The 24,118-nt window shown below is 61.4% G+C and carries 19 protein-coding genes; 16 read left to right on the forward strand and 3 right to left on the reverse strand.

The genetic code is table 11. The annotated features are described in order from the left end of the window. The first annotated feature begins 19 nt into the window (after positions 1-19). From tssB to tssA, 16 genes are all read left to right on the forward strand, one after another. Entirely contained in the window at positions 20-532 is a 513-nt protein-coding gene (tssB, locus tag M1D44_RS20395) for a type VI secretion system contractile sheath small subunit (RefSeq protein ID WP_316852280.1), read from the forward strand. Beyond that, the gene (tssC, locus tag M1D44_RS20400; RefSeq protein WP_024978980.1) at positions 525-2,009 is read left to right on the forward strand and encodes a type VI secretion system contractile sheath large subunit; all 1,485 of its coding nucleotides are present in this window, start codon (positions 525-527) and stop codon (positions 2,007-2,009) included. Before tssB ends, tssC begins: the two co-directional genes overlap by 8 nt. A gap of 105 nt (positions 2,010-2,114) precedes the next feature. Further along, positions 2,115-2,618, forward strand: coding sequence for an Hcp family type VI secretion system effector (locus M1D44_RS20405; RefSeq protein WP_009241815.1), 504 nt, complete (start codon positions 2,115-2,117; stop codon positions 2,616-2,618). 68 nt (positions 2,619-2,686) lie between these two features. Continuing rightward, complete coding sequence (tssE, locus tag M1D44_RS20410) at positions 2,687-3,160, forward strand: type VI secretion system baseplate subunit TssE (RefSeq protein ID WP_024978979.1); 474 nt, start codon at positions 2,687-2,689, stop codon at positions 3,158-3,160. Between the two features lie 78 nt (positions 3,161-3,238). Then, positions 3,239-5,089: a type VI secretion system baseplate subunit TssF gene (tssF, locus tag M1D44_RS20415; RefSeq protein WP_316852281.1), complete on the forward strand. Its 1,851-nt coding sequence runs from the start codon at positions 3,239-3,241 to the stop codon at positions 5,087-5,089. Further along, positions 5,053-6,144, forward strand: a complete 1,092-nt coding sequence (tssG, locus tag M1D44_RS20420; RefSeq protein ID WP_316852282.1) for a type VI secretion system baseplate subunit TssG — start codon at positions 5,053-5,055, stop codon at positions 6,142-6,144. The genes tssF and tssG overlap by 37 nt, the downstream gene beginning before the upstream one ends. 39 nt (positions 6,145-6,183) lie before the next feature. Beyond that, entirely contained in the window at positions 6,184-8,907 is a 2,724-nt protein-coding gene (tssH, locus tag M1D44_RS20425; protein WP_316684652.1) for a type VI secretion system ATPase TssH, read from the forward strand. A 21-nt stretch (positions 8,908-8,928) separates the two neighbouring features. Then, positions 8,929-11,649: a type VI secretion system Vgr family protein gene (locus M1D44_RS20430; RefSeq protein WP_316852283.1), complete on the forward strand. Its 2,721-nt coding sequence runs from the start codon at positions 8,929-8,931 to the stop codon at positions 11,647-11,649. After that, positions 11,637-12,632 carry a hypothetical protein gene (locus M1D44_RS20435; protein WP_439004458.1) on the forward strand — a complete coding sequence of 332 codons (996 nt, stop codon included), beginning with the start codon at positions 11,637-11,639 and terminating at the stop codon, positions 12,630-12,632. The genes M1D44_RS20430 and M1D44_RS20435 overlap by 13 nt, the downstream gene beginning before the upstream one ends. Positions 12,633-12,641: 9 nt before the next feature. After that, positions 12,642-15,908 (forward strand): T6SS effector BTH_I2691 family protein, encoded by a 3,267-nt coding sequence (locus M1D44_RS20440; RefSeq protein ID WP_024978973.1) that lies wholly within the window; start codon positions 12,642-12,644, stop codon positions 15,906-15,908. A 1-nt stretch (position 15,909) separates the two neighbouring features. Beyond that, positions 15,910-16,887, forward strand: a complete 978-nt coding sequence (locus M1D44_RS20445) for a DUF6708 domain-containing protein (RefSeq protein ID WP_316852284.1) — start codon at positions 15,910-15,912, stop codon at positions 16,885-16,887. Positions 16,888-17,163: 276 nt separating this feature from the next. Beyond that, positions 17,164-17,562, forward strand: coding sequence for a hypothetical protein (locus M1D44_RS20450; protein ID WP_316852285.1), 399 nt, complete (start codon positions 17,164-17,166; stop codon positions 17,560-17,562). Between the two features lie 181 nt (positions 17,563-17,743). After that, entirely contained in the window at positions 17,744-18,634 is an 891-nt protein-coding gene (locus tag M1D44_RS20455; protein ID WP_316852286.1) for a DUF6708 domain-containing protein, read from the forward strand. Between the two features lie 61 nt (positions 18,635-18,695). After that, the gene (locus M1D44_RS20460) at positions 18,696-18,986 is read left to right on the forward strand and encodes a DUF6708 domain-containing protein (protein WP_316852287.1); all 291 of its coding nucleotides are present in this window, start codon (positions 18,696-18,698) and stop codon (positions 18,984-18,986) included. A 175-nt stretch (positions 18,987-19,161) separates the two neighbouring features. Continuing rightward, positions 19,162-19,569, forward strand: a complete 408-nt coding sequence (locus M1D44_RS20465; RefSeq protein WP_024978968.1) for a hypothetical protein — start codon at positions 19,162-19,164, stop codon at positions 19,567-19,569. 34 nt (positions 19,570-19,603) lie between these two features. Beyond that, complete coding sequence (gene tssA / locus M1D44_RS20470; RefSeq protein ID WP_316852288.1) at positions 19,604-20,680, forward strand: type VI secretion system protein TssA; 1,077 nt, start codon at positions 19,604-19,606, stop codon at positions 20,678-20,680. A 5-nt stretch (positions 20,681-20,685) separates the two neighbouring features. Here tssA and M1D44_RS20475 read toward each other — a convergent pair whose 3' ends face one another. The 3 genes from M1D44_RS20475 to M1D44_RS20485 form a co-directional block, all read right to left on the reverse strand. Further along, positions 20,686-22,236 (reverse strand): TIGR04222 domain-containing membrane protein, encoded by a 1,551-nt coding sequence (locus M1D44_RS20475; protein ID WP_316852289.1) that lies wholly within the window; start codon positions 22,234-22,236, stop codon positions 20,686-20,688. A gap of 75 nt (positions 22,237-22,311) precedes the next feature. Continuing rightward, positions 22,312-23,304, reverse strand: a complete 993-nt coding sequence (locus tag M1D44_RS20480) for a hypothetical protein (RefSeq protein ID WP_316852290.1) — start codon at positions 23,302-23,304, stop codon at positions 22,312-22,314. Continuing rightward, on the reverse strand, positions 23,301-24,116 hold the full coding sequence (locus M1D44_RS20485; protein WP_037032349.1) for an OmpA family protein: 816 nt from the start codon (positions 24,114-24,116) through the stop codon (positions 23,301-23,303). Before M1D44_RS20485 ends, M1D44_RS20480 begins: the two co-directional genes overlap by 4 nt. Between the last annotated feature and the right edge of the window lie 2 nt (positions 24,117-24,118).

Here is a 24,118-nt window from a genome sequence, read left to right on the forward strand (position 1 = left end):
GCATTCCTGGAGGAACGTGATGGCCAAGAAAGAAAGCGTACAGAAGCGTCTGCAAAAGGTGCGTCCGCCGCGTGTACAACTGACGTATGACGTCGAAATCGGCGACGCAATCGAGACGAAAGAGCTGCCATTCGTGGTGGGCGTGGTGGCTGACCTGTCGGGCCAATCCGAAGTGCAGCAACCCAAGTTGCGCGATCGCAAGTTCGTCAATATCGACCGCGACAACTTCGACGAAGTGATGAAGGGCGTGGAGCCGCGCGCGGCGTTCCAGGTGCCAAACACGCTGACGGAAGACGGCGGCCGCTTTGGCGTCGACCTGAAGTTCCGCTCGCTCGAAGACTTCAGCCCCGAAGCTGTTGTTGAGCAGGTCGAGCCGCTGCGCAAGCTGCTCGAAGCCCGCTCAAAGCTGGCTGACCTGCGCAACAAGATGGCCGGTAACGACAAGCTGGAAGACCTGCTGTCGGAGGTGCTGAAGAACACCGAAAACGCGAAGAAGCTGGGCGCCAAGAAAAACGGGGGCGAGGATGCTTGAGAACCAATCCGCTGCGCAGGGCGCCTCGGTTGCGGAAGAGGTGAGCCTGCTGGACAGCATCGTCGAGCAAAGCCGCGTCGCCAAGTCCGATTCCGAGCGTGAACGCGCGAAAGACATCATCGGCGAGCTCGCCAGCCAGGTGCTGAGCGGCACCGTGGTGGTGTCCGACAACTTGTCTGCCACGCTCGATGCACGCGTGGCAGAGCTGGATCGCCTGATCTCGCAGCAGCTGAGTGCGATCATGCACGCGCCGGAATTCCAGAAGCTGGAATCCACCTGGCGCGGCCTGAACTATCTGGTCAAGGAAACGAGTACCGGCCAGACAATCAAGATCAAGGCGCTCAACGCGACCAAGCGCGATCTGACGAAGGACTTCAAGACTGCCATCGAGTTTGACCAGAGCGCGCTGTTCAAGAAGGTCTACGAAGAAGAGTTCGGCACCTTTGGCGGTGCACCGTTTGGCGCGCTGATTGGCGACTATGAAGTCACGCGTCAGCCGGAAGACATGTACTTCATCGAGCAGATGGCGCACGTGGCAGCGGCTTCGCATGCGCCGTTCATTGCGTCGTCGTCGCCTGAGCTGCTGGGCCTGGAATCGTTTGCCGACCTGGGCAAGCCGCGTGACCTGGCCAAGGTGTTCGACACGGTTGAATACGCCAAGTGGAAGTCGTTCCGCGATTCGGAAGATTCGCGCTACGTGGGTCTGACCTTGCCGCGCTTCCTCGGCCGTCTGCCGTACAACCCGAAGGACGGCACCGTGGTCGAGAGCTTCAACTTTGTTGAGGACGTGGACGGCACCGATCACAGCAAGTACCTGTGGTGCAACGCCGCCTGGGCGTTCGGCGCGCGCCTGACGGCAGCATTTGACGACTTCGGTTGGTGTGCTGCCATCCGCGGTGTGGAAGGTGGCGGCCTGGTCGAAGACCTGCCGACGCACACCTTCAAGACCGATGACGGCGAAATCGCACTCAAGTGCCCGACCGAGATCGCCATCACCGACCGCCGCGAGAAGGAACTGAGCGACCTCGGCTTCATTCCGCTCGTGCATTGCAAGAACACGGACTACGCCGCGTTCTTCGCTGCACAGTCGGCGCAGAAGGCCAAGAAATATGACTCCGACAGCGCAAACGCCAATGCGGTCCTGTCTGCGCAGCTGCAGTACATCTTTTCGGTATCGCGCGTGGCGCACTACCTGAAGGCGATGATGCGCGACAAGATCGGCAGCTTTGCCTCGGCCAAGAACGTTGAGACGTTCCTGAACCGCTGGATTTCGCAGTACGTGCTGCTGGACGACAACGCCACGCAAGAACAGAAGGCGCAATTCCCGCTGCGCGAGGCGTCGATCCAGGTGGCGGAAGTGCCCGGCAAGCCGGGCACGTACCGCTCGGTGGCGTTCCTGCGGCCACATTTCCAGCTCGATGAACTGTCGATCTCGCTGCGTTTGGTGGCGGATCTGCCGAAGTCGGCCAACTCGTAATTCCTGACCGGACTCTCCCCGGGGGGGAATGTTCGGGCATAACCACCCGTTACGCTCGTTACCCGTTGCAGTACCAACAACCAATCTATTGAAGAGGGTCTCTGTATGAAGGATATCTACGTCAAGTTCGACAGCCCGGCAATCAAGGGGGAGTCGCAAGACAAGGATCACAAGGACTGGATCGAAATCAACAGCTGGTCGCAGGCAATCAGCCAACCGCGTTCGGCCACGGCTTCGACCGCCGGCGGCCACACGGCTGAGCGTTGCGAGCACCGCGACATGGTCTTCACGAAGGATCTGGACGTCGTCAGCCCGCTGCTGTATCAGCACGCTTCGGGCGGCACGACCTTTGGTGAAGTGACCATCGAGTTCTTCCGCGCAGACGGCGAAGGCAACCGCGTGAAGTACCTCGAAGTCAAGCTGAAGAACGCCATCCTGAGCGAAGTCGATTCGCAAGTGGTCGCCCAGGGCATTCCGACCGACACCTTCAGCCTGCGCTACGCCGCTGTGCAGTGGAAGTACACGCAGCAGAAGAGCGCCGGCGGCCAAGGCGGCAACTCGCAAGGCGCCTGGAGCCTCACCAAGAACGACAAGACCTACTCGGTTTAACGTTTGGTGTTCTCCTGATGACAAGAGCCGCAGCCGCCGTGCTGCGGCATCTTGTTTTCTAGCAGCATATGAAAGGCTTCGAACCCAGCCTGCTCGACAAGCTCTTCGACGACGAGCCGCACGCGCCCATGCCCACGGCATTGCGCCAGCTCTCGCTTGAAGAACTCAAGAGCACCGTGGCACGCGATATTGAATCCTTGCTCAACACGCGCATCGTGTTGGAAGAGGACGACTTGCACGGCTTGCCGGAATGCAAGCGGTCGTTGCTCACGTATGGCCTGAACGATTTTTCCGGCCTGAGCCTGGCCAGTTTCTACGACCGCAACTACATCTGCCAGTCGCTTACCAAGGCGATCGAGCGGCACGAGCCGCGTCTGCAGCATGTGAATGTGTCGCTGGAGATCAATGAGCGCGCGACCAATGCCTTGTGCTTTGGGATCAGCGCGGTGCTGCTGGTGGGGCCCGCTCGCGAGCCCGTGAGTTTTGACGCCATGCTGCAACCCTCGACGCTGCGGTATTCCGTGTCGCGCGGACGCGGCTGAGATTGCACGGACCTGCACAACGCACCACCCGCAACACGCTGAAGCACCTGCAGGACCGCCACCGGACCGCCACGAAGAATGGAAGAGCTGCTGCCTTATTACGAACGAGAACTGGCCTTCCTGCGCCGGTACTCGCGCGACTTCGCCGAGCGGTATCCGAAGATCGCCGGCCGCCTCGCCATGTCGGGCGACGGCTGCGACGATCCGCATGTCGAGCGGATGATCGAGTCGTTTGCCTTCCTGACCGCACGCGTCAGCAAGAAGCTCGACGACGACTACCCCGAATTTACCGAGGCGCTGCTGGAGGTGCTGTATCCGCACTACCTGCGGCCCTTTCCATCGTGCTCGGTGGCGCATTTCGATGTGCGCGGCGTGGCTGCGCAACTGAGCGCGCCGGTCACGATTGCGCGCGGCACATTTCTCACCACGCGCGTGGTGCGCAAGGTCGAATGCCGTTTCCGCACTGCATATGACGTCACGTTCGCGCCGGTGCGCGTTGCCGGTGCCACGTTCGAGCGTGCGGTGTCTGCGCCGGCCGCCGTGCAACTGCCAAAGGGCGCGACGGGCTCCATTGCCATCACGCTGGAATACGTGGGGGAGCGCGGCGGTTTTGAATCGCTGCCACTGGACAAACTGCGCGTCTATATGGACGGCGAACCGTCTTTCGTAGCCGCGCTCGGTGACGCGCTGTTCCTGCATACCGCGGCCGGCTACGTCGAAGCCGAACGCGCAGGCGTCTGGAAGCGCCTGATTTCCGTGCCCTTGCACGAAGTCGGCTTTACCGAAGATGAATCCCTGATCGATTGCCCGGCACGCTCACACCCGGCCTATCGGCTGCTGACCGAGCACTTCAGCTTTGCCGAGAAATTCAACTTCTTCGATATCGACCTGGCTGCATTGCGACGCGGCATGACGCCGGGCGTGCCGGTGCGCCGTCTGACGCTGCATCTGGTGCTGAAAGACTTGCGCAGCGATTCGCACGCTGCGCGTCTGCTTGAAAACCTGCAGCCGGAGCACCTGCGCCTGCATTGCACGCCCGTGGTCAATCTGTTCCAGCAGAAGGCCGACCCGATCCGTATCGAACATACGGCCAGCGCGTATCCGGTCGTGGCCGACAGCCGACGCGCGCACGGCTTTGACATCTATTCCATCGACAACGTGCAGTTGGTGCGCGAAACCACGGCCCACGAGAAGGTCACGGAGTTCCGGCCGTTCTACTCCCTGCATCACGGTGAAGAGCCCGGCCGCGCGGGCCATTACTGGCTGGCACGCCGCGACGAGCTGATCGCGCAGCGCAGCCCGGGGTTCGAAACCGAGATCTCCATCGTCGATACGCACTTCGATCCGACCAGCCCGCAGACCGACACGCTGAGCCTGACCGTTACCTGCACGAACCGCGACCTGCCTTCGACGCTGGCATTTGGTCAGCCCGATGGCGATCTGTCGATGGAAGGCAGCTCCATTGCCCGCAACATCACCTTCCTGCGCAAGCCGACGCCTTCCATGCGGTTTGGCGGTGGGCGGGCGGCGCAGTGGCGTTTGATCTCGTTGCTGGCGCTCAACCATCTGTCGCTCGTGCAGAACGGTTTGCCGACGCTGAAAGAGATGCTGCGCCTGCACGATCTGCCGCGCAACGCGATCTCGGCACGGCAGATCGAGGGCATTGTTGCCCTGGACTACCAACCGGCGACGCAGTGGCTGGCGGGCAAGCCGTTCGCCACCTTCGTGCGCGGCCTGGAAGTGCGCCTCACGCTGGACGAAGACGCCTTTGTGGGCACCGGCATGCACCGCTTCATCCGCGTGCTGGATCACTTCTTCGGCCTGTACGTCCACATGAACAGCTTTGTGCAGTTGATTGCGGTCTCGCGCCGCAGTGGCAAGGAATTGGTCAAATGCGCACCCCGCAGCGGCGAATCGATCCTGGTGTGATCCGGCGGCTGCTCAAGCAGCCGCACCGGTACCAGTTCTTCCAGGCCGTGCGGCTGCTGGAGCAGCTGTTTGCGCGCGAAGGCGGCATGGCGCCCGAGCAGGCGCTGGCCACGCGTCTGAGCTTTCGCAACACGCTGTCGCTCTCGTTTCCGCCCAGCGAACTGCAGCACATCGAGGCGGATGGCATTACCGCCGAGATGCTCGAAACCGATGCCGCGTTCATCGCTGCGCTGGAAGAGGGCGCGCTCGATTCGCTGGCGATCACGCCCACGTTCTTCGGCATGCTGGGCGGCCAGGGCGCCTTGCCGCTGCGCTACACCGAAATCGTGGCGGAGCGCGAAAGCCTGTGGCGCGACCGCGCAGCCCGCGCGTTCTTCGACATCTTTTCGAACCGGGCGACCGCGCTGTTCTATCTGGCGTGGAAGAAATACCGCTTGCCGTTCCAGTACGAAGTCGACAGCAACAAGCATTACCTGCCGCTACTGCTGTCGCTGGCGGGTGCTGCTGACAAGACGCTGCGTCGCGATCTTTCCACGACGCCGGGGCCGATCCTCGACGAGGCGCTGGCCGGTTATGCCACGGCGATCCGGCATCGGCCGGTGTCTGCGGCGTATCTGCAGCGCGTGCTGTCGGATTACTTCCAGGCGCCGATACGGGTGGAGCAGTTTGTCGGCGGGTGGTATCGCGTGCCGGCGTCGCAGTACACGCGGCTGGGCAGCACCAACAACCTGCTGGGCGCCACGGCGTTGGCCGGCGCGCGGGTGTGGCAGCGCGACTTGCGGGTGCGCCTGTGGGTGGGGCCGCTCAAGCGCGCGCAGTACCGCAATTTCCTGCCCGGTGCGTCTGGCGCGCTGGCACTGCGCAAGATGCTGACCATCCTGTGCGGCACCACGCTGGAGTTTGAGGTCAAGCTGATCCTGCGCCACCAAGACGTGATCGGCAGCACGCTGGACAACAGCAACGACGGCCGCCTGGGCTGGGACACCTTCCTGTGCTCCCGCCCCGCGCAGCAGGACCGCAGCGATGCGCAATACACGCTCGCGCCGCTGCATTGATACCGACACATTCATCGATTCTTCCGGAGCGCTGCCGCCATGGCCATCCCACTCAAAACCCTGATCGCCAAGCTGAACGCGACGAGCCGGCAAGCCGCCGAGCGCGCGGCGTCGCTGTGCATGGCGCGCGGCAACTACGAGGTCGATCTCGAGCACCTGTTCCTGGCGTTGCTGGAAAACCGCCGCAGTGACTTTGCCGTGGCCGCCCGCGCAAGCGGCATCGACTTGGCCGCGCTGCAACGTGACCTGGAGGCCGAGATCGGCCGCTTCCAGACAGGCAACACGCGCACGCCGGCGTTCTCGCCATATCTGCCGAAGCTGTTCGAGCACGGCTGGCTGATCGCCTCGCTCGATTCGCAAATCACGCGCATCCGCTCCGGCCATCTGCTGCTGGCGCTGCTGACCGAGCCGAGCCTGTCTGCGCTCGCGCAACGTGGCTCGCGCCTGTTCGGGCAGATTCAGGCGGACCGCCTCAAGCACGACTTCGATCGACTGACCGCCGGTTCAGACGAACAAGTGCAGGCCGTGGATATTGCTGACGACGGCGAAGACGCAGTGCAAGGCGAAGGCGGCAAGCCGGCCGCTGCGCTGACGGCCACACCCGCGCTGGATCAGTTCACCGTCGACCTGACCCAATCCGCGCGCGATGGCCGCATCGACCCTGTGATCGGCCGCGATGCCGAGATCCGCCAGGTGATCGACATCCTGATGCGTCGCCGCCAGAACAACCCGATCCTCACCGGGGAGGCGGGCGTGGGTAAGACCGCAGTGGTGGAGGGCCTGGCCCTGCGCGTGGCTGCCAACGACGTGCCGCCGCCGCTGCAAGGCGTGACGCTGCGCACGCTCGACATGGGTCTCTTGCAGGCCGGCGCCAGCGTCAAGGGCGAATTCGAGAACCGACTGAAGAACGTGATCGACGAGGTGAAGAAGAGCCCGAAGCCGATCATCCTGTTCATTGACGAAGCGCACACCATCATCGGTGCGGGCGGGCAGGCCGGGCAAAACGATGCGGCCAACCTGCTCAAGCCTGCGCTGGCACGCGGCGAGCTGCGCACGATCGCGGCCACCACGTGGAGCGAATACAAGAAGTATTTCGAAAAAGATGCCGCGCTGGCGCGCCGCTTCCAGGTCGTGAAGGTGGAAGAGCCCAGCGAGCCGCTGGCAGCCGCCATGCTGCGTGGCATGGCTGGGCTGATGGAGCGCCACTTTGGAGTGCGCGTGCTGGATGAAGCGATTACCGAGGCAGTGCGGCTGTCGCATCGCTATATCAGCGGCCGCCAACTGCCGGACAAGGCCGTCAGCGTGCTGGACACGGCCTGCGCCAAGGTGGCGTTGGGCCAGAGCGCCACGCCCGGTGCCATCGAAGACGACCAGAAGACGCTGGAACGCCTGCAGGGTGAGATCAATGCGCTGGAGCGAGAACAAAGCGCCGGTGCCGAGCACGATGCACGCCTGAAGGCGCTGAACGAGCAGCGCACGGAACTGGAGCAACGCGTCGCGCAAAACACCGAACGTCTGGCGCAGGAGCGCGCGCTGGTTGCACGCATTCAGGCGTTGCGCGAAGCGCGCGAAAGCGATGCCGCGCGAGCCGGTGAGGAAGACGCACTGCCCGTGGCCGCCAACAGCGACGTTGTGTCGATCCCCAAGCGCAAGCGCGCTGCCGACAAAGCGGACGAGCAGGACGAACTGGCCAAGCTGCTTGCCGAGCTGCGCGCGCTGCAAGGTGAATCGCCCATGGTGCCGCTGCAGGTGGATGGGCATGTCGTGTCGGAAATCGTCTCGGCCTGGACGGGCATTCCGCTGGGCCGCATGGTCAAGGACGAGTTGCGCACGGTGCTGAACCTCAAGCCGCTGCTGGCCGCCCGCGTGATCGGGCAAGACCACGCGCTGGATGCCATTGCCCAGCGCGTGCGCACCGCCACCGCCAACCTGGAAGACCCGAACAAACCGCGCGGCGTGTTCCTGTTTGCCGGCCCGTCGGGCGTCGGTAAAACGGAAACCGCGCTGGCGTTGGCCGACATTCTCTACGGCGGCGAGCGCAAACTCATCACCATCAACATGAGCGAGTACCAGGAGGCGCACAGCGTGTCGGGGCTTAAGGGCTCGCCGCCGGGTTATGTGGGTTACGGCGAGGGCGGCGTGCTGACCGAAGCCGTGCGTCGCAATCCGTACAGCGTCGTGCTGTTGGACGAAGTGGAGAAGGCCCACCCTGACGTGCTGGAGATGTTCTTCCAAGTGTTCGACAAGGGCGAGATGGACGACGCCGAAGGTCGCCCGATCGACTTCCGCAACACCATCATCATCCTCACGTCGAACGTCGGGTCGCAGGCCATCATGCAGGCGTGCTTGAACAAACCTGCCGAGGAACTGCCCGACACCGATGCGCTGGCAGAGCAGCTGCGTCCGACGCTCTACAAGGCGTTCAAGCCCGCATTCCTGGGGCGCATGAAGGTGGTGCCGTATTACCCGATTTCCGACGACGTGCTGGCCGAGATCATCACGCTCAAGCTGGGCCGTATTCGCGATCGCGTGGCCATCAACCACAAGGCGACGTTCCAGTGGGACAACGCGTTGGTTGAATCCGTGCTCGCACGCTGCACTGAAGTGGATGCCGGCGCCCGCGCGGTCGACCACATCCTCAACGGTACGCTGCTTCCGCAGATTGCCGAGTCGGTGCTGACGCGCATGGCCGAGGGCGACAGCGTCGAGAAGATCAAAGTGGGCGTCGGCAAGAACGGCGAGTTCAAGTACCGCATCAACTAAGTCGCTTCGCTGGAGCACATCATGGTCTCTCCGACCGAGTTGGCAAACTTGCTACGTGCATCGTTCTCGCAGGCCAATCGGCTGCTGCGGCTGGAAACGCCGTTGGGGCCGAACGCGCTGCTGCCTGAACAGGTGGACGTTGCCGAGCACATCGACGCAGGCGGTTTTCGGCTGGAACTCACGGCGCTGTCCGACAACGCTGACATCGATTCCGTCAAGTTGCTTGGCCAGCCGGTGCGGCTCGACTTGCTGACGCAGCAGAGCCGAAGCGCGCTGCGGCCGTTTCATGGTCACGTGACGCGCTTCGAGCAGGTCGGGGCCAACGGCGGCCTGGTGCGCTATCGGCTGGTGATTGAACCCTGGCTCGCGTTTCTGCGTCATCGGCAAGACAGCTTCCTGTTCCAGGACATGTCGGTCATCGAGGTAATCGACAGCCTGTTTGGCGACTACCAGGGCCAAGGCCGCCTGGTGCCCGCATGGCGCTGGGCCTTGCGCGACAGCTCGGTCTACACGCGCCGCAGCGTCATCACGCAATACGACGAAAGCGACTTCGATTTCGTCACGCGCCTGTTGGCCGAGGAAGGGCTGTTCTACTTCTTCGAGCACGAAGCCAAGGACGGCGATGCGCTAGGCGTGCACCGCATGGTCATTGCCGATTCCAATGACGTGTTCGTCGACAACGCGCAGGCAAGCATCCGGTTTGGCCGCGCAGATGCCACCGCCACCGAAGACGTGATCGACCGCTGGCAAGGCGCGCGCCGCTGGCAGACCAACGCCGTATCGATCGCCAGTTGGGACTACCGCGCCAACGCCAAGCGCACCGCGCAACTCGGGGCGCAGCAGCAGAGCAACGACGGCCCGCAGCTGACGCTGCAAGACACCGACTACCCCGGCCAGTACTGGTTTGAAGACAACAACCAGGCGCAACGCGTCGCGCGCCTGATGATGGAAGCGCTGGAGCTGCGCGACAAACAGTTCGATGGCGAAGGCACGGCGCGCACGTTGGCGACCGGCACGCGCTTCCAGTTGCTCGATCATTTCGATCATGACGATGGCGAGCAGCGCTTTGCGGTGTTGGCTGTGACGCACCAGGCGCGCAACAACTTCAACGACCGCTTCGGCCAGGTGCTGACGGAAACGCTGGGCGCGCTGCGCGGCGGTGATGTGCTGGCCGCCGGAAGCAACCATGCCTCGGGCGACGACGCGCCGTTTTACCGCAACCACTTCACCGTCGTGCGCGACAACGTGCCCGTGCGCCCGCAGCAGAGCGACGAGCAGGGCCGCGCGCTGCACCCGCGCCCGACCGTCAACGGCAGCCAGACGGCGCTCGTGGTGGGAGCGGAAGGGCCCGTGCATACCGATCGCGACCATCGAATCAAGGTGCAATTCCACTGGCAGCGTGGCGCACGCTCGGCCAGCCGCCAGTCGCATCCGGCCGGTGACGACAATGCGCGTGCCAGCGCCGGCCTTGGCGCTTGGGTGCGCGTGACAGCGCCCGTGGCCGGACCGAACTGGGGCGGCGTGGCACTGCCGCGGGTCGGGCAGGAAGTGCTGGTCGAATTCCTGCAAGGCGACATCGATCGGCCGGTCGTGGTGGGCGCCGCCTACAACGGCAGCGGCCAGACCGATGCGCAGTACAACCAGAACCAGGCAGGCGCCGCAGGTGCGACCGGCAATGCCCCGGCCTGGTTTGCCGGTGGCAACAAGAGCCAGGGCACCTACGCCCACAATGCTGTGCTGTCCGGCATCAAGACGCAGGCGCTGGCGGGCAGCCAATCAGGCTCGTCGGGTTACAACCAGCTCGTCTTCGATGATTCGGAAGGGCAGGCCCGCACGCAGCTCAGCACCACGCAGGCGGCCACCGGCCTCGTGCTCGGTCATCACAAGGAGCAGATCGACAGCGCGCGGCAGGCAGACCTGGGCCACGGGGCAGCGCTCGCCACCGACGACAGCGGCAGCGTGCGCGCCGGCGCCGGCCTGCTGCTCACCGCGCACAGTGCCGACGCTGGCGCTGCGCTGCAAGACAGCGAAGCCGCCGCCAGCCAGATCGAAGCCGTGAGCTACCTCGCAGAATCGCTTGCCGACGCAGCGCAGAAGCAGAAGGCTGGTCTGGCCGATGAGCCTGCTGCAAAGGAACTCCCCGCGCTCAAGCAACTGCGCCACACCACCGAGGTGCTGCGCCATGCCGAAAGCGCGGGTGAAGGCGCCGAAGCGGTTGCCTACAGCGAGCCGCATCTGCAAGTCTCCGCACCCAAGGGCATCGTCGGCACAACGCCGGCGGATGCGGTGCTAGTTGCAGGCACGCAAGCCACGCTGATCGCCAAGCAGGACACCAACGTTGCTGCAGGCGGCAATCTCTCAGTTGCAGTCGCCGAGGGATTGAGCTTGTATGCGCATGGCAAATCGCTCGGGCAGGCCGGCGATGCGACACCAGGCATCGCCATGCATGCCGCAAGCGGCAAGGTCGGGCTTTCCAGCCTCAAGGGCGAGAGCCATCTGGTGGCCGAAAAGGCTGTGACGGTGGCGTCCACACAGGGCAACGTGACCGCGGAGGCTAAGCAGCATGTGCTCGTCAATGCGGCCGGTGCGCAGATCAAGGTGACGAACGGCACGATCGAGCTGCATGCGCCTGGGATGGTGACGTTTAAGGGGGCGGGGCATCGGTTTGTGGGGCCGGGAGGCGGGACGGTGAGTAATGTCACTGCTCCAGGCAAGCTCGCTGAATGTGAGTGGAAATCATGACTACAACTGAGTCGACTCCAGCAGGCCATGAGGCGGAACTGCGAGAACACCTGCGCACCGAGTTGTTCCAGGTGCGTGAACAATATCCAGATCACTTCATTCATGTCGTCCTGGATCCAAACCATCCGGTTGCTCCCTTTGATCTTCTGCATCCGGAGCACTTAGTGGCACGTAAGCCGAAGCCACTATGGAAACGTATTGAGCGCCCGGACCTGAAACACGATCTGGACATCTGTCCCCTGCTAGTCACCATATTTGCCCCTGGGGATCGCGGCTATCCGGACGAGGCACTGTTGAATGAAACGATCCGTTGTGCCATTGCCCGTTGCGCGAGCATCAATGGAGCTTACGTATGCGGATGGGTCGCAACGACGAGCGATGCGAGCCAGATGGCGTCGCGCATTGCGGATCGATGCGTTATCGCCAACCCGCTTAGTGGTCGAAAGGTTCTTCCATGGTTTGAACCGCATCGTCTTGCGTTGATCGCCGGCAATCATGCAGACATGATTGATTGGATGCTTGCCGGTACCACTCGCTGGTGGTTTGTGGATGCTGCAGCGACCTTGCGCTGCGTCGCTGCGCATGAAACCGGTATGGCAGCACACGTATCTGTTCAGAGCATGCATGCCTTATGGGCAGAGCAAGAGCGCATTGCCGATGCACGTAGAGTCCTGATGGCGCTTAGGAAGTCTGAACGGGCTATTCCCGCGCATCCAGAGACGCGTCTTGATGCACTCGTCAAGCTCGCAAACGACCAGGGGCTTCGTGGTCAGCAGGACGTGATTTTATTCGCCCTGAATTGCCTCACTCTCAGTCCTACTTGGTACGAGCATCCAAACATTCAGCAGATGCTGCGCGACATAACCAGTGGTGCTGAAATGTCCTTGGCCGATGCCATTTCCGCCCAGCCGGACGTGGTGCTGGATGAAATTGCTTTCTATGGTGCGGAGAGAGCGCTTGCCTCCGCGCCGGCACTGCAATAAGAGCCCGATATGGCAACAACACCTGCATCTGGCGCGCAAGCGCTGAAGAAGAACGTCCAGACCGCCCAGAAATGTGCGCCCAGCAATAAGACCGGGAAGTGCGGTTTTTGCGACCGCGACGGATATCCGATTCTGCCGGTCCGCTACGCCGTCCTACCGAGCTATCTGGCAGCGGCCGGCACCAAGCCACTCAGTGTCGTATCAACATTAGAGACATTCGCGAAGCAACAGTTGCAGGTGAATAAGTACACCCTGCGAACGTTGCGCAAAGGCTTCGTGCACGTGTATCTCGGTACGCCTGGTATGTGGCAAACCTATGTGGTGACCGATGATGGCTATCTGCGATTGCTGGCTGACCCGGATGATCCGGACTGGAAAACAGACCGGCCGTTGACGGAAGCCTGCAAGCGCGCTGGCGACAACATCCCGGCCAGTTTCATCACTATCCCGCACGGTCACGACAAGGTTTGGATCGCCTTTGCCGAAGACGTCTGGAGCCCAGCCGTGCGCGCGGAATACCAGCGAAATCCAGGCAAGCGCATGCAGCCGTGCGATGTCGCTGCGTTGGCATCCCACCCGGACGCCACTAAGCACAGTTTCGAAATCGGACCGGACAACACGCGCCTGCACGACATGGTTTTCGAATACGTCGGGCAGGAGCAGGAATACCTATCGCGCAGAGGCTATAGCGGCGGCAACTGGAATCAAAGCGGTATGCAGGCAGCCAAGAAGAACAACGTGTGGCAGAGCCTGCACGGCAACTTTGCTCGCGCCGGGCAATCCGCTGCACTGACCAGCTATGTGAAGAGCATCGCGGACAAGCGCAAAGCGATGGGCAAGCCTGGCAAGGTTTCTGCGTTTGCGTTGTACGACGCTGTGGGTATCGTCAAGGAATTGAATGGCCATACGCATGACCGGATCGAGTGGCGACAGGCCTACCACGCGGCGGTTGCCCGTCCGCTCCTTGTATCCCAAGCCATCGTCGGGCTTAAAAAGCAGATTGAGGCCGCTACCCGGGCGGCCATTACAAAGGATGAAGGGGAGCGCAAGATCCCGGATAAGGTCAGCGAGACCTACTACTTTGGGGACGGCATAACCGCCCCCGGATCCACACAAACAATCACAACGACACGTGCCGAGCGTATTGCGGACCAGCAGAAGACGACTTGGGGAAAACTGAAGAAGTCGTACAACGAGGCGGAGCGCAGCGAGTTCGAGCAGCGATATACCAAGCGGATGAACGATTTCGCCTCTCAGATTTCGAACTGCGATCATGATTGGGCAGCTTGGGCGCGCACCGACGACTGGAAGGCGTGGCTTGGTGACTACGACACCGAGAAGCTTCACGAAAACGTCAAGCTGATGACGATGTGCGCGCCGTGCCTGGCGGGTGGACCGCAAGGTCAGGCGGGCATCAAGCTGTGGGAGGATTGGCTGAGCAATCACAAGGATGCGGCCAATCCCACTGGTTTCACGATCCCCTACGCCGCCATCATGGGGGGGCGCAAGGATTTGCTCACCGCCCTGCTTCCGAGGATTTCCGATAAGAAGTCTTTGTCAGAGAAGGTGCAGGACTCCGACTTGAATAAGGGGGACAAGCTACACGACACCCTTAAGGCCATTCTGGCATCCAAGGAGATCGATGCGCCGGAGAAGTTCAAGCATCTGATGGATACCAAGGTTCAGGTCGCCGCGTCGCATCTGGTGGCTGCTATCGAAGGCGCCGTTTCCCAATTGCAGACCAAGGCAGTGGATGCCGTAGACGCCAAGATCAAGCGGGCGGTCCAGGCTGCGCTCAGGCTTTACGCCAACGTCAGTCCGGTATGCATACAGGTCAAAATGACGATTGGTCAGTATGTGGATCTGCTGAATCAGTTTTCGCGCAAAAGAGTGGATGCCGGCAAGAAGTTTGCCGACGTCGCTGGCCGCAAGGTCCGCAGTGCGCTGCTCGGCGGGATGATTTCAATCCCGAATGCCAAGGTCCGGAATACAGTGATCGAGGTGACGATATGGACCATAGAGCAAGCGGACGAGCTGAAGAAAGACATTCAGAGCGCCGTCAGTAAAGCCAAGCGTGAGGCAATTGACCTGACCGGGCAAGCGGCAAGTGCACTGAAGATTGGTGCTATCACGTTGAGTCGAGAGGCGGTTCAAATACTACGTCCGCTTGAGCGAACTGCGTCGTTGCTGCCGGGGGTTGCCAAGAGCTTGGGGCGGTCACTGCTGACGAAGAGCCTTCGCCTCGCCGGTGCTGGTGGCGAACCCTTGCTGGCAGCGGGCTCTTGGATCTTTCAAGCCTGGGCTCTTCGTGACGCAAACAAAACGATGGACTCGACCATCGGACCGCAGGGCGGCATGGAGGCGAAGCTGCCGGTGGTGTCGGCTACGCTGGGTTTCATGGGAGCTTCGGCTGAGGTGCTTGGGATTGGCCTGAGAGCACTTGGTCCTGTCGCGGTAGGGAAATTTTTTGTCAAGGCCGGTGCAGTTTTAGGTGCTGTATCACTACTCGTTGATGGTATCCAGGCAGCGTTTTCTGCCCGTAGAACATTTCAGCAAGGTGACAAAGGGGCTGGGTGGGCATATACAGCTGGTGCCGTCGCTTTTATTGGCGGTGCCGTGATTGCCTTTGGGTCTGGTTTCTCTACTGCACTGACCGGCGCATTCTTGCTTGGCCCGCTTGGTTGGGTGCTACTGCTGACGGCCATAGGGATCGCCGCAATCTGGTGTGCGGGCAACCTGGAAAGTACACCTGTAGAAATCTGGCTGGATCGGTGCTATTGGGGTTACGGGAAAAAACGCAAGGAGGGCAAGTGGACCGACGCGCAGATGGCTGAAGAAATCGCCGATCTGAATGCCCTAGTGCTCGGACTTGGCGTGGAGATGGGTTTCAACGACGATTGGTCGGAAGTCGCCACGGGTTTCGATACCCTCAAGGTCAAGCTGACGCTTGCCAGCTATGATGCCAGGCGATCCGTCTATGAGTGGAAAGTCAAAGCAATCAATACACGTGGTGCTTCCGAGCTAATCATGGCGGGCGGTCAGGACCCGGACGTTCTGCCTGAACTCCGGCCGATGCCTGACCGAATCATCGATACGTCGTCGCGCTATCGGAACCGCCAGGGGACGACGCAGCGAGACCAAGGGTCTTATGTGATCGAAGAAAGCATCGAAGTCAACACGAAGATTTATAAGCAAGCCCAGATTGAAGTTAAATACTGGCCGGACAAGAGCGATCCGGAGGGGTGGGCCGAGAAACTGATGAAGGTGACAGATTGAGATGAAAGAAAATAGATCCAAACTGCAGCCCCAGAGCCCGTACTGGTACGAGGATTTGCCGGCGCGCGCGACGCCGCTGAAAGCGGGCGATGCGAATGAAAAGCCGGACTTGGACCTGGATCTCAACTACGTGGATGAAAACGTCTTTGAGTTGTCGCGGGCAACATCAATTCAGCGTGGCCCCGGTTTATTGTTAGGGGGAGGTGTGGCGGTTGGATTCGTTGCAATGTTACCGTTTCTCGTTGGAATATATATGGATGACGACGTGAAAGATTACATCTTCATGGCGTTGATCGTATTTTTAATGTTGATGGGGCTCGTTGTTCTTGTATTTTATGTTTTAAAAAAAAGTATAAGAACACCATTGGATCTTCCGGTTTTGTTTGATCGTAGGAATCAAAAAGTATTTGCGCTGGAATATTTGGCAAAGCCCAATCCGTTCTCGAAGTGGAAGACTGTGGTCAAGGAGTTTGACTGGTCTCGCGTCGAGGCGGAACTTGGGAAGATCGCCGGATACAACGGTAAGACATATTCGGTACGCTACGGATTGATTCTCGCGCAGTGCGAAGCCGGCACGACCAAAGTCGAGGATCGGATTATCTTGAAATCTGATGTGTTTCATCCGCAAACGGTCCACCAGATGTGGGCCTATATCCGTTGCTACATGAATGAAGGGATCGAGCGACTTCAAGAGGTCAAGCCATTTCCGCGCGACGTCAATTTCAGGCGCTGCCTGTTCGGGTTCTTTCCGTTCCTTGATCCAACGGAGGATGGGCGACGCATTCGCGCACGCATGGGTCGCACCGAAATGATCGTCTCGGTGGCCATTGCAAGTGTCCTTGCGTTGGCGCTGTTTTGGCTGTTCGTGCCGATAGGCATTTGCGAATACATTGCGCAGCGGTTGGCGCCTAAACCGAAATGGCCCACCGAAGTTGTCCGGCAAACGGCGCTGCGTGCCCACGTAACGGCGGGTGCTTAGAACCTTGGTCCGACAACGTCAAATGCAGCCGCTGCGTCAACCACTTACGGCGCCGGAAGATATTCAAGACGGATGCAAAGCTTCCTTTTGATATTGCGTATGTGAAGTGGATTGATGCCAACGGCGCTCAGCTTCTGACCAGCGCGTTGCGGCACTTGAGAGAGGATGGCGACCCAGTGCCAATTCCTGGTGCAATCCTCGATATGCTGCTTCCTTCCCGGGCCGAATGGTCTGCGGGAGTTGAGCGACAGCATGGCGGCGGACTCTGCAGTGAGGATGCCCGCTTATGACTTGTCGGACGAAGCGCGCGAGAAGCGGCGGAAGAGAGAATACGGCGGCTGCCTGCTTCTGTACTGGCCGCCGCTGGACGCAGCAGACCCGCAACGACGTGGAGAGGATCTGATCTGGGTTGGACCGCGCAACAGTGGCGAGCGTCTCTGGCGCTACATGCAGACGTTCATGCGCAAGGGCATCGAAGCCGTGGAAGCTCCCGCCATGCCAAGCGAATGGCTACACAAAGGCCGCGACCCCGACCACGTACTCAATTGGCTGGCGGAATGCCTGTGCTACTGGCCGGTCTTCCCTGTGGAGTGGAACAGCGACGTTGGCCAGATCAGGCGGGAGAACGGCATCGGACCGGAGCAGCCGCTGACTTGGCCGGCCAAGCTGCCTTAGTAGGTAAGAGCCATGGGTTTTCGCAGAGATATCTAAGAGCGATCTGCGGAGAGCTAGGCTAGATAAAGATTTAGAGGCAATCCCTCAGCCACCACAAGCCTGCGTACCTCCCCCTTCCACCCCGCGCGTGCAGACGTTAAGTTTCGCGTACGCTGAACAAAATATTGTGAGGTTTCCCAAGATGTCTCAGGGTAATCCTGATTTTCGCGTGCTGCTACCGGAGTGGAATCAGCCCGAGCCATATTTCGAGTTCCCGAAGACGAAGAGGCTCACATTACAAGCGCAGCGAAAACCGTGGCGCGTTGCGCCCGATAACAAGCATCAGCCTGTGCATTTGGTCGGAAGCACGTGTGAATCGCTATTGAATATCTATCCGGATGCCATAGAAATCGGGGCCCCGCTAGGATCAGAGGGGAAGACTATTTTAGGAACCTTGTTCTTGGTCAGCATGATGGTTTTTATGGTCATGTTTGCGTATGCGGGGGCGGCGATGTGGGATCCGGATGAGCCGATGCTCATAGGCACATCTGCGCTAATGATTTTTTGTTCTGTCATCGCGTTTCTTGTGGCTGTGGCCTGTTTCAAGATCGTGTTCTTCTTGCCACGGGACTTGCCTGTGCTTTTTAACAGGAAAACGCGACAGGTCAGCTTCATCCAGCTTCAACCCTTCGCCTTCTTTCGGTTTTGGAAAGTACAGGACGTCGCAAAGCCCCGCACCTATTCCTGGGATGAGGTCAAGGCGCGCAGCTACAAGATGAACCAGTTTACGGGGTCGGCAGGCAGAGAAACATACTTCTTAACCCTCCTGTGGGGTGAGCCAGATAAGCCGAATCTCTGCAAAGAGATCGTGAATATCGGCTACGCAGGCTGGTGGGAAGACGCAGTGCTCTGGCGACTTTACGAACACATCCGTCGCTATATGGAAGAGGGAGGTGCGCCGATTCAGCCGGGAGAAAAACCGCGCCGTTCGGGCGTTGGCAAGGTGCCAGCTTTTTCGCCAGAGATCATTGCCGCTGCAGGAGGCCCTGCGCTCAGTGAACAAGAGATCGAGAATCTGGCGTGTGCGCGCTAGCAGGTAATTGCTCGGGCCCTTGTGCGGAGGCCGAACAGGAAAGGCGGATATCCGCTGCTTCATGAATGAGGGGCCAAAGAATCTGCAAGAAATCAGGCCGTTTCCTCGCGATGTCAGTTTCCGACGGTGCTTGCTGGAGTTCTACCCGCTGTTTGACCGGACAGAAGAAGGTGCCCGACTCCGCGCCAATATGCACGTGGTTGAATTGGTGCTACTGACGGCGGTTGGGATCCCGCTGTTTTGGCTGTTTCTGCCTGCAGGTGTTTTTGAGTACGTCGGCCAACGTCTTGCCTCAGAACCAACATGGCCTGCAGAGATCGTCTCGCAAGCCGGCCTGATGCACCGAGATTAATTTCCCCGCACCGGGACAAGGCCACGATTGCAAGAGAGTCGTGCAAATGTGAGGTATTGAGTGGGGTGCACCCACATGAAGATTTAGAAACAATCCCCCCAACCGCCCCAAGCCTGCGTAGCATCTCCACCGTCCGCCCTTGCGCGTGCGGACGTCACATTTCACGCACGCTGATATGAACGCTCTGTCCCGCCTCGCCGCCGCTCCTGCTGTGGCCGCGCTGCTCGTCACGCCCGTATTCGCCCAGGACGACACCCCGTTGCAGGTTTCGTACCGCCAGGTGCTGACCGAGTATTTCAAGGACGCGCCGACCGCGTCAAAGAAATACGACGGCCACCGGCTCGTCTTCAAGGGGCAGGTCTATCCGCTGTCCGACGACAGCCTGAACACGCTGGCCGTGACCGAAGACCTGAAGGTGGGCGCGCCGTTTCAGGATGACCAACGTGACGCGCTCAAGGCGCTGTTTCCCGATCACAAGCTGGCGGCATACAAGCCCAGCAAGGACATCACGCTGGATTGCCTGAACCGCCAGTTCGTTGGCGTGACGCTGGCGCTGGCGGATTGCCGCGTCGCCCAGCCCTGACTTTCGTATCGCACTCCGGTTTTCGTTTCCGATCATGGCCTCTCTTCCGTTTGACCAATTGCTCGCTCCGCTGCCCGGCGCCCAACCGTGCGGCGAAGACATGCTTTTCTCCGCCGAATTCGACAGCATCCAGGATGCGCGCCGCTTTGATGACCCCTCACTCGATCAAGGCGAGTGGGTCACGGAGATCAAGGAGGCCGACTGGCGCGCCGTGATCGCCGAGAGCACATCACTGCTGCAGAACCGCACGAAAGATCTGCGCCTGGCTGCATGGCTGGCCGAGGCGTTGTCGAAAGAGCGCGGTTTCGCGGGCCTGCGTGAGGGCTACGAGCTGATCGCCAGCCTGTGCGAACAGTTCTGGGAACACCTCTATCCGCTGCCCGAAGCCGATGACCCCGAAGCCCGCACGGGCAGCATGGCGTGGCTTGCGACGCGATCAAGCCAGTTGATTCGCGAGGTTCCATTGGTGGAGGCGGGCAAGGGCGGCTACAGCCTTGTCGATTGGGAAGTTGCGACCAGCCTGGTCGAAGCCATCCGCCGCGATCCGGAGCAGGCTGATGATCTGTCGCGCGGAAAAATCACGCAGGACCAGTTTGAATCGGCGCGGCGTGCCACGTCGCCGGCGTTCTACAAGACGCTGCATGATGATGTGGTGGGCTGTGGCGCTGCGCTGTTGCGGTTGGAATCCGTGCTGGATGCTCGTGCTGGAGACCATGCACCGAGCTTCCGCCCCGCACGTGAAGCATTGCAGGCGGTTCGCGCGTTGGTCGAGCGCTTTGGTGGCAAGCCGGAGCCCAAGCCAACCGCGGTGGAAGCGAAAGGTGTTCAGCAGCAGACGGCGCAGTCTGTGGCAGGCGCCGCTGTTGAGACGGTTGTTGCCGGCCCAATCCGCTCGCGTGCCCAGGCGTTGAGTCAACTACGTGACGTGGCTGAATTCTTCCGCCAGACCGAGCCGCACAGCCCGGTGGCCTACCTCGCCGCGCGCGCCGCCAAGTGGGGCGACATGCCGCTGCACGCCTGGCTGCGCACGGTGGTCAAGGATGATGCGACGCTGTCGCAGATTGAGGAGCTGCTGGGCCTGGGCGATCCGCCGTCGGAAAGCGCGAGCTGAACCGGCTAGCTGCTCGAACAACCGCCGCAGCCGCTGGATCCGCAGCTACTCGAGCTGCAACTGCTCGAACTACTGCTTGAACTGCAGTTGCTCGACGTGTCGCTCCCAGAGCCGCCGGAACTGGCGCCTGCGGGTGTTCCCATCATCGGTCGGTATCCGGCCCACGCGGTGTTGGCCAGCACGCTCGTGCCGCCAAACGCCGCCAGCCACAGTAGATCGCTTGTCGACAAACCGGCCTTCGGCGCCTGCTGGCTACGCTGACGATGCACATCGAGCGCGGCGCTGGCTCCTGCGGTGGGGCCCGCGCGGCCGACGCCGATCAGCTGCACGGTCACGCACCAGTAGACGATTCCGAACAGCACCATCTCGACCAGCAGCCACATCACCGGACGGTCTCGGGACAGGCCAACAAATACCTTCACCACCCCGAGCCACAGCACCGATAGCCCGATCGCCCATGCAGCGACGGTCGTTCCGCGCATCGCGCCGGCGGCCCACATCCAACCTTCGTGGCGCAGCCGATCTGTCATGTCGATGGCTTCGTCGAGGAATCGGTCCCGAAAGGCTGGCCATGGCGAGCGGCGCTGTGGCTGCCGGGCGAGCCAGGTCCAAGCGTTGACGTGGCACTGGGGCGTTGGCGTTTCGTTCGCGACCACATATGTGTTGCGGTCACGCTTTCTCTTTGCTGGAGAAGCGATGCGGATCGCGCCCGCGTCGAGCAGTGTCAGCGTCGCAACCTGCGCCATTCGCGTGGCATCGCCGTTGATCAGCGCGGCTTCGGCAGGCGACAGTTGGCGCGGTACATTGTCGCTGGCCGTTCCCCATGGGCGGCGGCTGTAGGTTGATCGATGCAGGCCCCGGATCAGCGAACACGCAATCACGCACACGCCCAGATAGAAGGCGAGAAACCGCAACCCCGGGTAGTTCAGCACATCGAAATCTGAAACGATGTTCGTGGTGATGCCGATGAGGACGACGCCGATCAAGAGCCACACGGATGGCACGATCGAGCGCGCGGTCGATGCGGGTGGCGGCGCGACGAGGTTGGGCGGATATTGCGCGGTGCTGGCGGCCTTCGGGGCAATGTCCGGCTGCGCAGGTTCAGGCACCGGCCAGACGTCAGGAGGGGGCTCGACGCCGAACGTGCGCCGGTAGCTGTCGAGTGTTTGCGCGTAATGCTGCGCGTAGGTGTCGTCTTCGTCCGGGGTGCCAATACCCGGCGCATGGTGGAGCTGCGCGCCCAGTACCTCCCCGCAGAACACCGTCCAATACTCTTTCGAGTATTGCAGATGGAGATGCCATGCCGCATCGATCGCCTCGGAAGGCGTGACCGCATGCCCGGCAAACACCGCCAGATACGCGAAGCGCTTGTACTCCTCGATGACGGTCAGCGTATATAAGCGCGACCACCCCTCGGCTTCGGCCAGGCGGTGGCTGAACGGCACTGGAGCATCGGGCGCGTCCGGTGAATACTGGCTCAGCCGGCGCAGGCAGGCTTCTCGATCCGCTTCGGTCGGGGCGGAATCGGGCAGGGTCAATTGGGCGGACGATGTCATGTGTGTTGCTGTCAACCGTTAATGCCTACCTGCTTGGATGACTCTGGGCGCTTGCATGCACCTAGCCGTGTACGACTAATTCTCGTCCTGCCGCTCCAACGCTTCAAATACCGCGCGTTCGCAGCGGCCGAAGTCGAAGCTCCGTAAGCGGAGATGGCGGTTGCCGTATTCACCAGCCGCCATTATTTCCGGGATCGGGCGCAGGGGCCCCGCCATCAGGCGCATCAGCGTCTGTGAAACGACCACCAGCAACATCGGCGCCAGGGTAAACATCCCGACCATCATCCCCGCGACGGGGCCAGCGCCTTCGAGGCCAAACTCACTAACTACAAAAAAAAGCATGATCACGATCATCAGCGCGCTGAAATAGCCGAGAAGGCCGATCGCCTCGCTAAAGCCCGCACTCCTGTGCGACAGGATGATCTCCAGCGGCTCGGGCAAGTCTCGTGGGCGCTTTGCAACATAGACGGTCTGTGGCTCACGACGGCCGGTCAAGCGCATGCCCCACGCCGAAAAAACGTCGTTGTCCCACCAGCCTGCAGCACGCACGCGCATGCCGTTCAGTCCTGCGAAATAGGGCGCATTGGACGAAACCCGACGGTCCGTGACCTGGTATTCGCAGAAGTGGATGACCCGATCGTCCGTCAACGTAATGACGACGGGGGTCACGCGATAGTAGGTGTCTCGCGAGATATCGTCGGTGTAGTCATATGCGCTGTGCGCATTGGTGTCGACGCTCCGTCCCATGGCCTCATAGGCCTTGAATGCCGCGTTATCCACCTGTACTGAGCGAATGATGCCGCTGACGATCGCGACGGGCGCACCCTGTCGTCGACTGGCAAGCCAGTGCTCAAGCTGCTGGCAGGCCCATACCAAATGGCACCAGAGCCACCAGATGCGCTCTTTTATCGGAGAAAATTGCGCGATTGGCTGCGACAGTTTCTTGATGGGGTCGTGGTACTCGAGGCGGATCTGGGGGGAGGCACGCCGCTCATCACCCGGCTGTAATGGGGCAGCAGGCAACGGCTCACGCAACCGCGCCCGCCGGCGTGCATCCTCCCGCGTCACTTACTCGCCCGAAACTCGATCCGCCGATTGCGCGAGCGGCCTTCATCGGTGTTGTTGGCCGCCACCGGCTGATCCGGCCCCACGCCCATCGCGGTGAGCGTGCCTTGCTCGGCACCCTTGGCGATGAGGTAGTTCTTGACCGTTTCTGCGCGCGCCTGGCTCAGGTTGAGGTTCAGCGCGCGGCTGCCGGAGTTGTCGGTGTGGCCGACGATCTCGATCTTGCGGCCGTTCAGGCGTGGCAGCACGGCGGCCATTTCATCCAGAATCGCGCGGCCCTTGGGTGTGAGCGTGGCGCTGCCGGTTTCAAATTCGATGATGCGGTTGGCCAGCGTCTGGTCCAGCAGCCCTTGCTCGGACACCGCTGCCACGCGCAACCCGTTCTTGATCGTGTAGCTCTGGCCGAGCGCCGTTGCCATGTCGCTCGTGAGCTGTTGGCGCTGCGCCTCGTTACCAACGTCGCCGTGCAGGGAAACCTGCGTGCCGTCGATGTTGAGCTGCCCGCGGTTGACCTGCTTGATGGCCGGCGACAGGATCTTCTGCACGTTGGCCGACCAGTTGGGCGGCGAGACCACATTGCCCACTTCGATCTGATCCACCACGTTGGCACTGCCGTAAAGCTCGCGCAGCTTGGCCAGCACGGTCGCCTTGGTGGCTTCGTCCGGCACCATGCCACCGGCCACGACTTGACCCGGCACGGGGGCGTCGCCAGCCGCGGCATGGGCGGGCAGGGCGCTGCCCAGGCACACCAGCATGGCGGCGTTCGCCAGGAAGGTTGCAGGCCGGAAGCCGCGCTTGATTGCATCCAGACCCATGT

It is taken from the genome of Ralstonia sp. SA306 (assembly GCF_054792405.1).

Bases quoted from the DNA above. Each gene is read 5' to 3' on its own strand.
- tssB (WP_316852280.1), top strand. From the start codon at position 20: ATGGCCAAGAAAGAAAGCGTACAGAAGCGTCTGCAAAAGGTGCGTCCG.
- tssC (WP_024978980.1), top strand. From the start codon at position 525: ATGCTTGAGAACCAATCCGCTGCGCAGGGCGCCTCGGTTGCGGAAGAG.
- M1D44_RS20405 (WP_009241815.1), top strand. From the start codon at position 2,115: ATGAAGGATATCTACGTCAAGTTCGACAGCCCGGCAATCAAGGGGGAG.
- tssE (WP_024978979.1), top strand. From the start codon at position 2,687: ATGAAAGGCTTCGAACCCAGCCTGCTCGACAAGCTCTTCGACGACGAG.
- tssF (WP_316852281.1), top strand. From the start codon at position 3,239: ATGGAAGAGCTGCTGCCTTATTACGAACGAGAACTGGCCTTCCTGCGC.
- tssG (WP_316852282.1), top strand. From the start codon at position 5,053: ATGCGCACCCCGCAGCGGCGAATCGATCCTGGTGTGATCCGGCGGCTG.
- tssH (WP_316684652.1), top strand. From the start codon at position 6,184: ATGGCCATCCCACTCAAAACCCTGATCGCCAAGCTGAACGCGACGAGC.
- M1D44_RS20430 (WP_316852283.1), top strand. From the start codon at position 8,929: ATGGTCTCTCCGACCGAGTTGGCAAACTTGCTACGTGCATCGTTCTCG.
- M1D44_RS20440 (WP_024978973.1), top strand. From the start codon at position 12,642: ATGGCAACAACACCTGCATCTGGCGCGCAAGCGCTGAAGAAGAACGTC.
- M1D44_RS20445 (WP_316852284.1), top strand. From the start codon at position 15,910: ATGAAAGAAAATAGATCCAAACTGCAGCCCCAGAGCCCGTACTGGTAC.
- M1D44_RS20450 (WP_316852285.1), top strand. From the start codon at position 17,164: ATGCCCGCTTATGACTTGTCGGACGAAGCGCGCGAGAAGCGGCGGAAG.
- M1D44_RS20455 (WP_316852286.1), top strand. From the start codon at position 17,744: ATGTCTCAGGGTAATCCTGATTTTCGCGTGCTGCTACCGGAGTGGAAT.
- M1D44_RS20460 (WP_316852287.1), top strand. From the start codon at position 18,696: ATGAATGAGGGGCCAAAGAATCTGCAAGAAATCAGGCCGTTTCCTCGC.
- M1D44_RS20465 (WP_024978968.1), top strand. From the start codon at position 19,162: ATGAACGCTCTGTCCCGCCTCGCCGCCGCTCCTGCTGTGGCCGCGCTG.
- tssA (WP_316852288.1), top strand. From the start codon at position 19,604: ATGGCCTCTCTTCCGTTTGACCAATTGCTCGCTCCGCTGCCCGGCGCC.
- M1D44_RS20475 (WP_316852289.1), bottom strand. From the start codon at position 22,236: ATGACATCGTCCGCCCAATTGACCCTGCCCGATTCCGCCCCGACCGAA.
- M1D44_RS20485 (WP_037032349.1), bottom strand. From the start codon at position 24,116: ATGGGTCTGGATGCAATCAAGCGCGGCTTCCGGCCTGCAACCTTCCTG.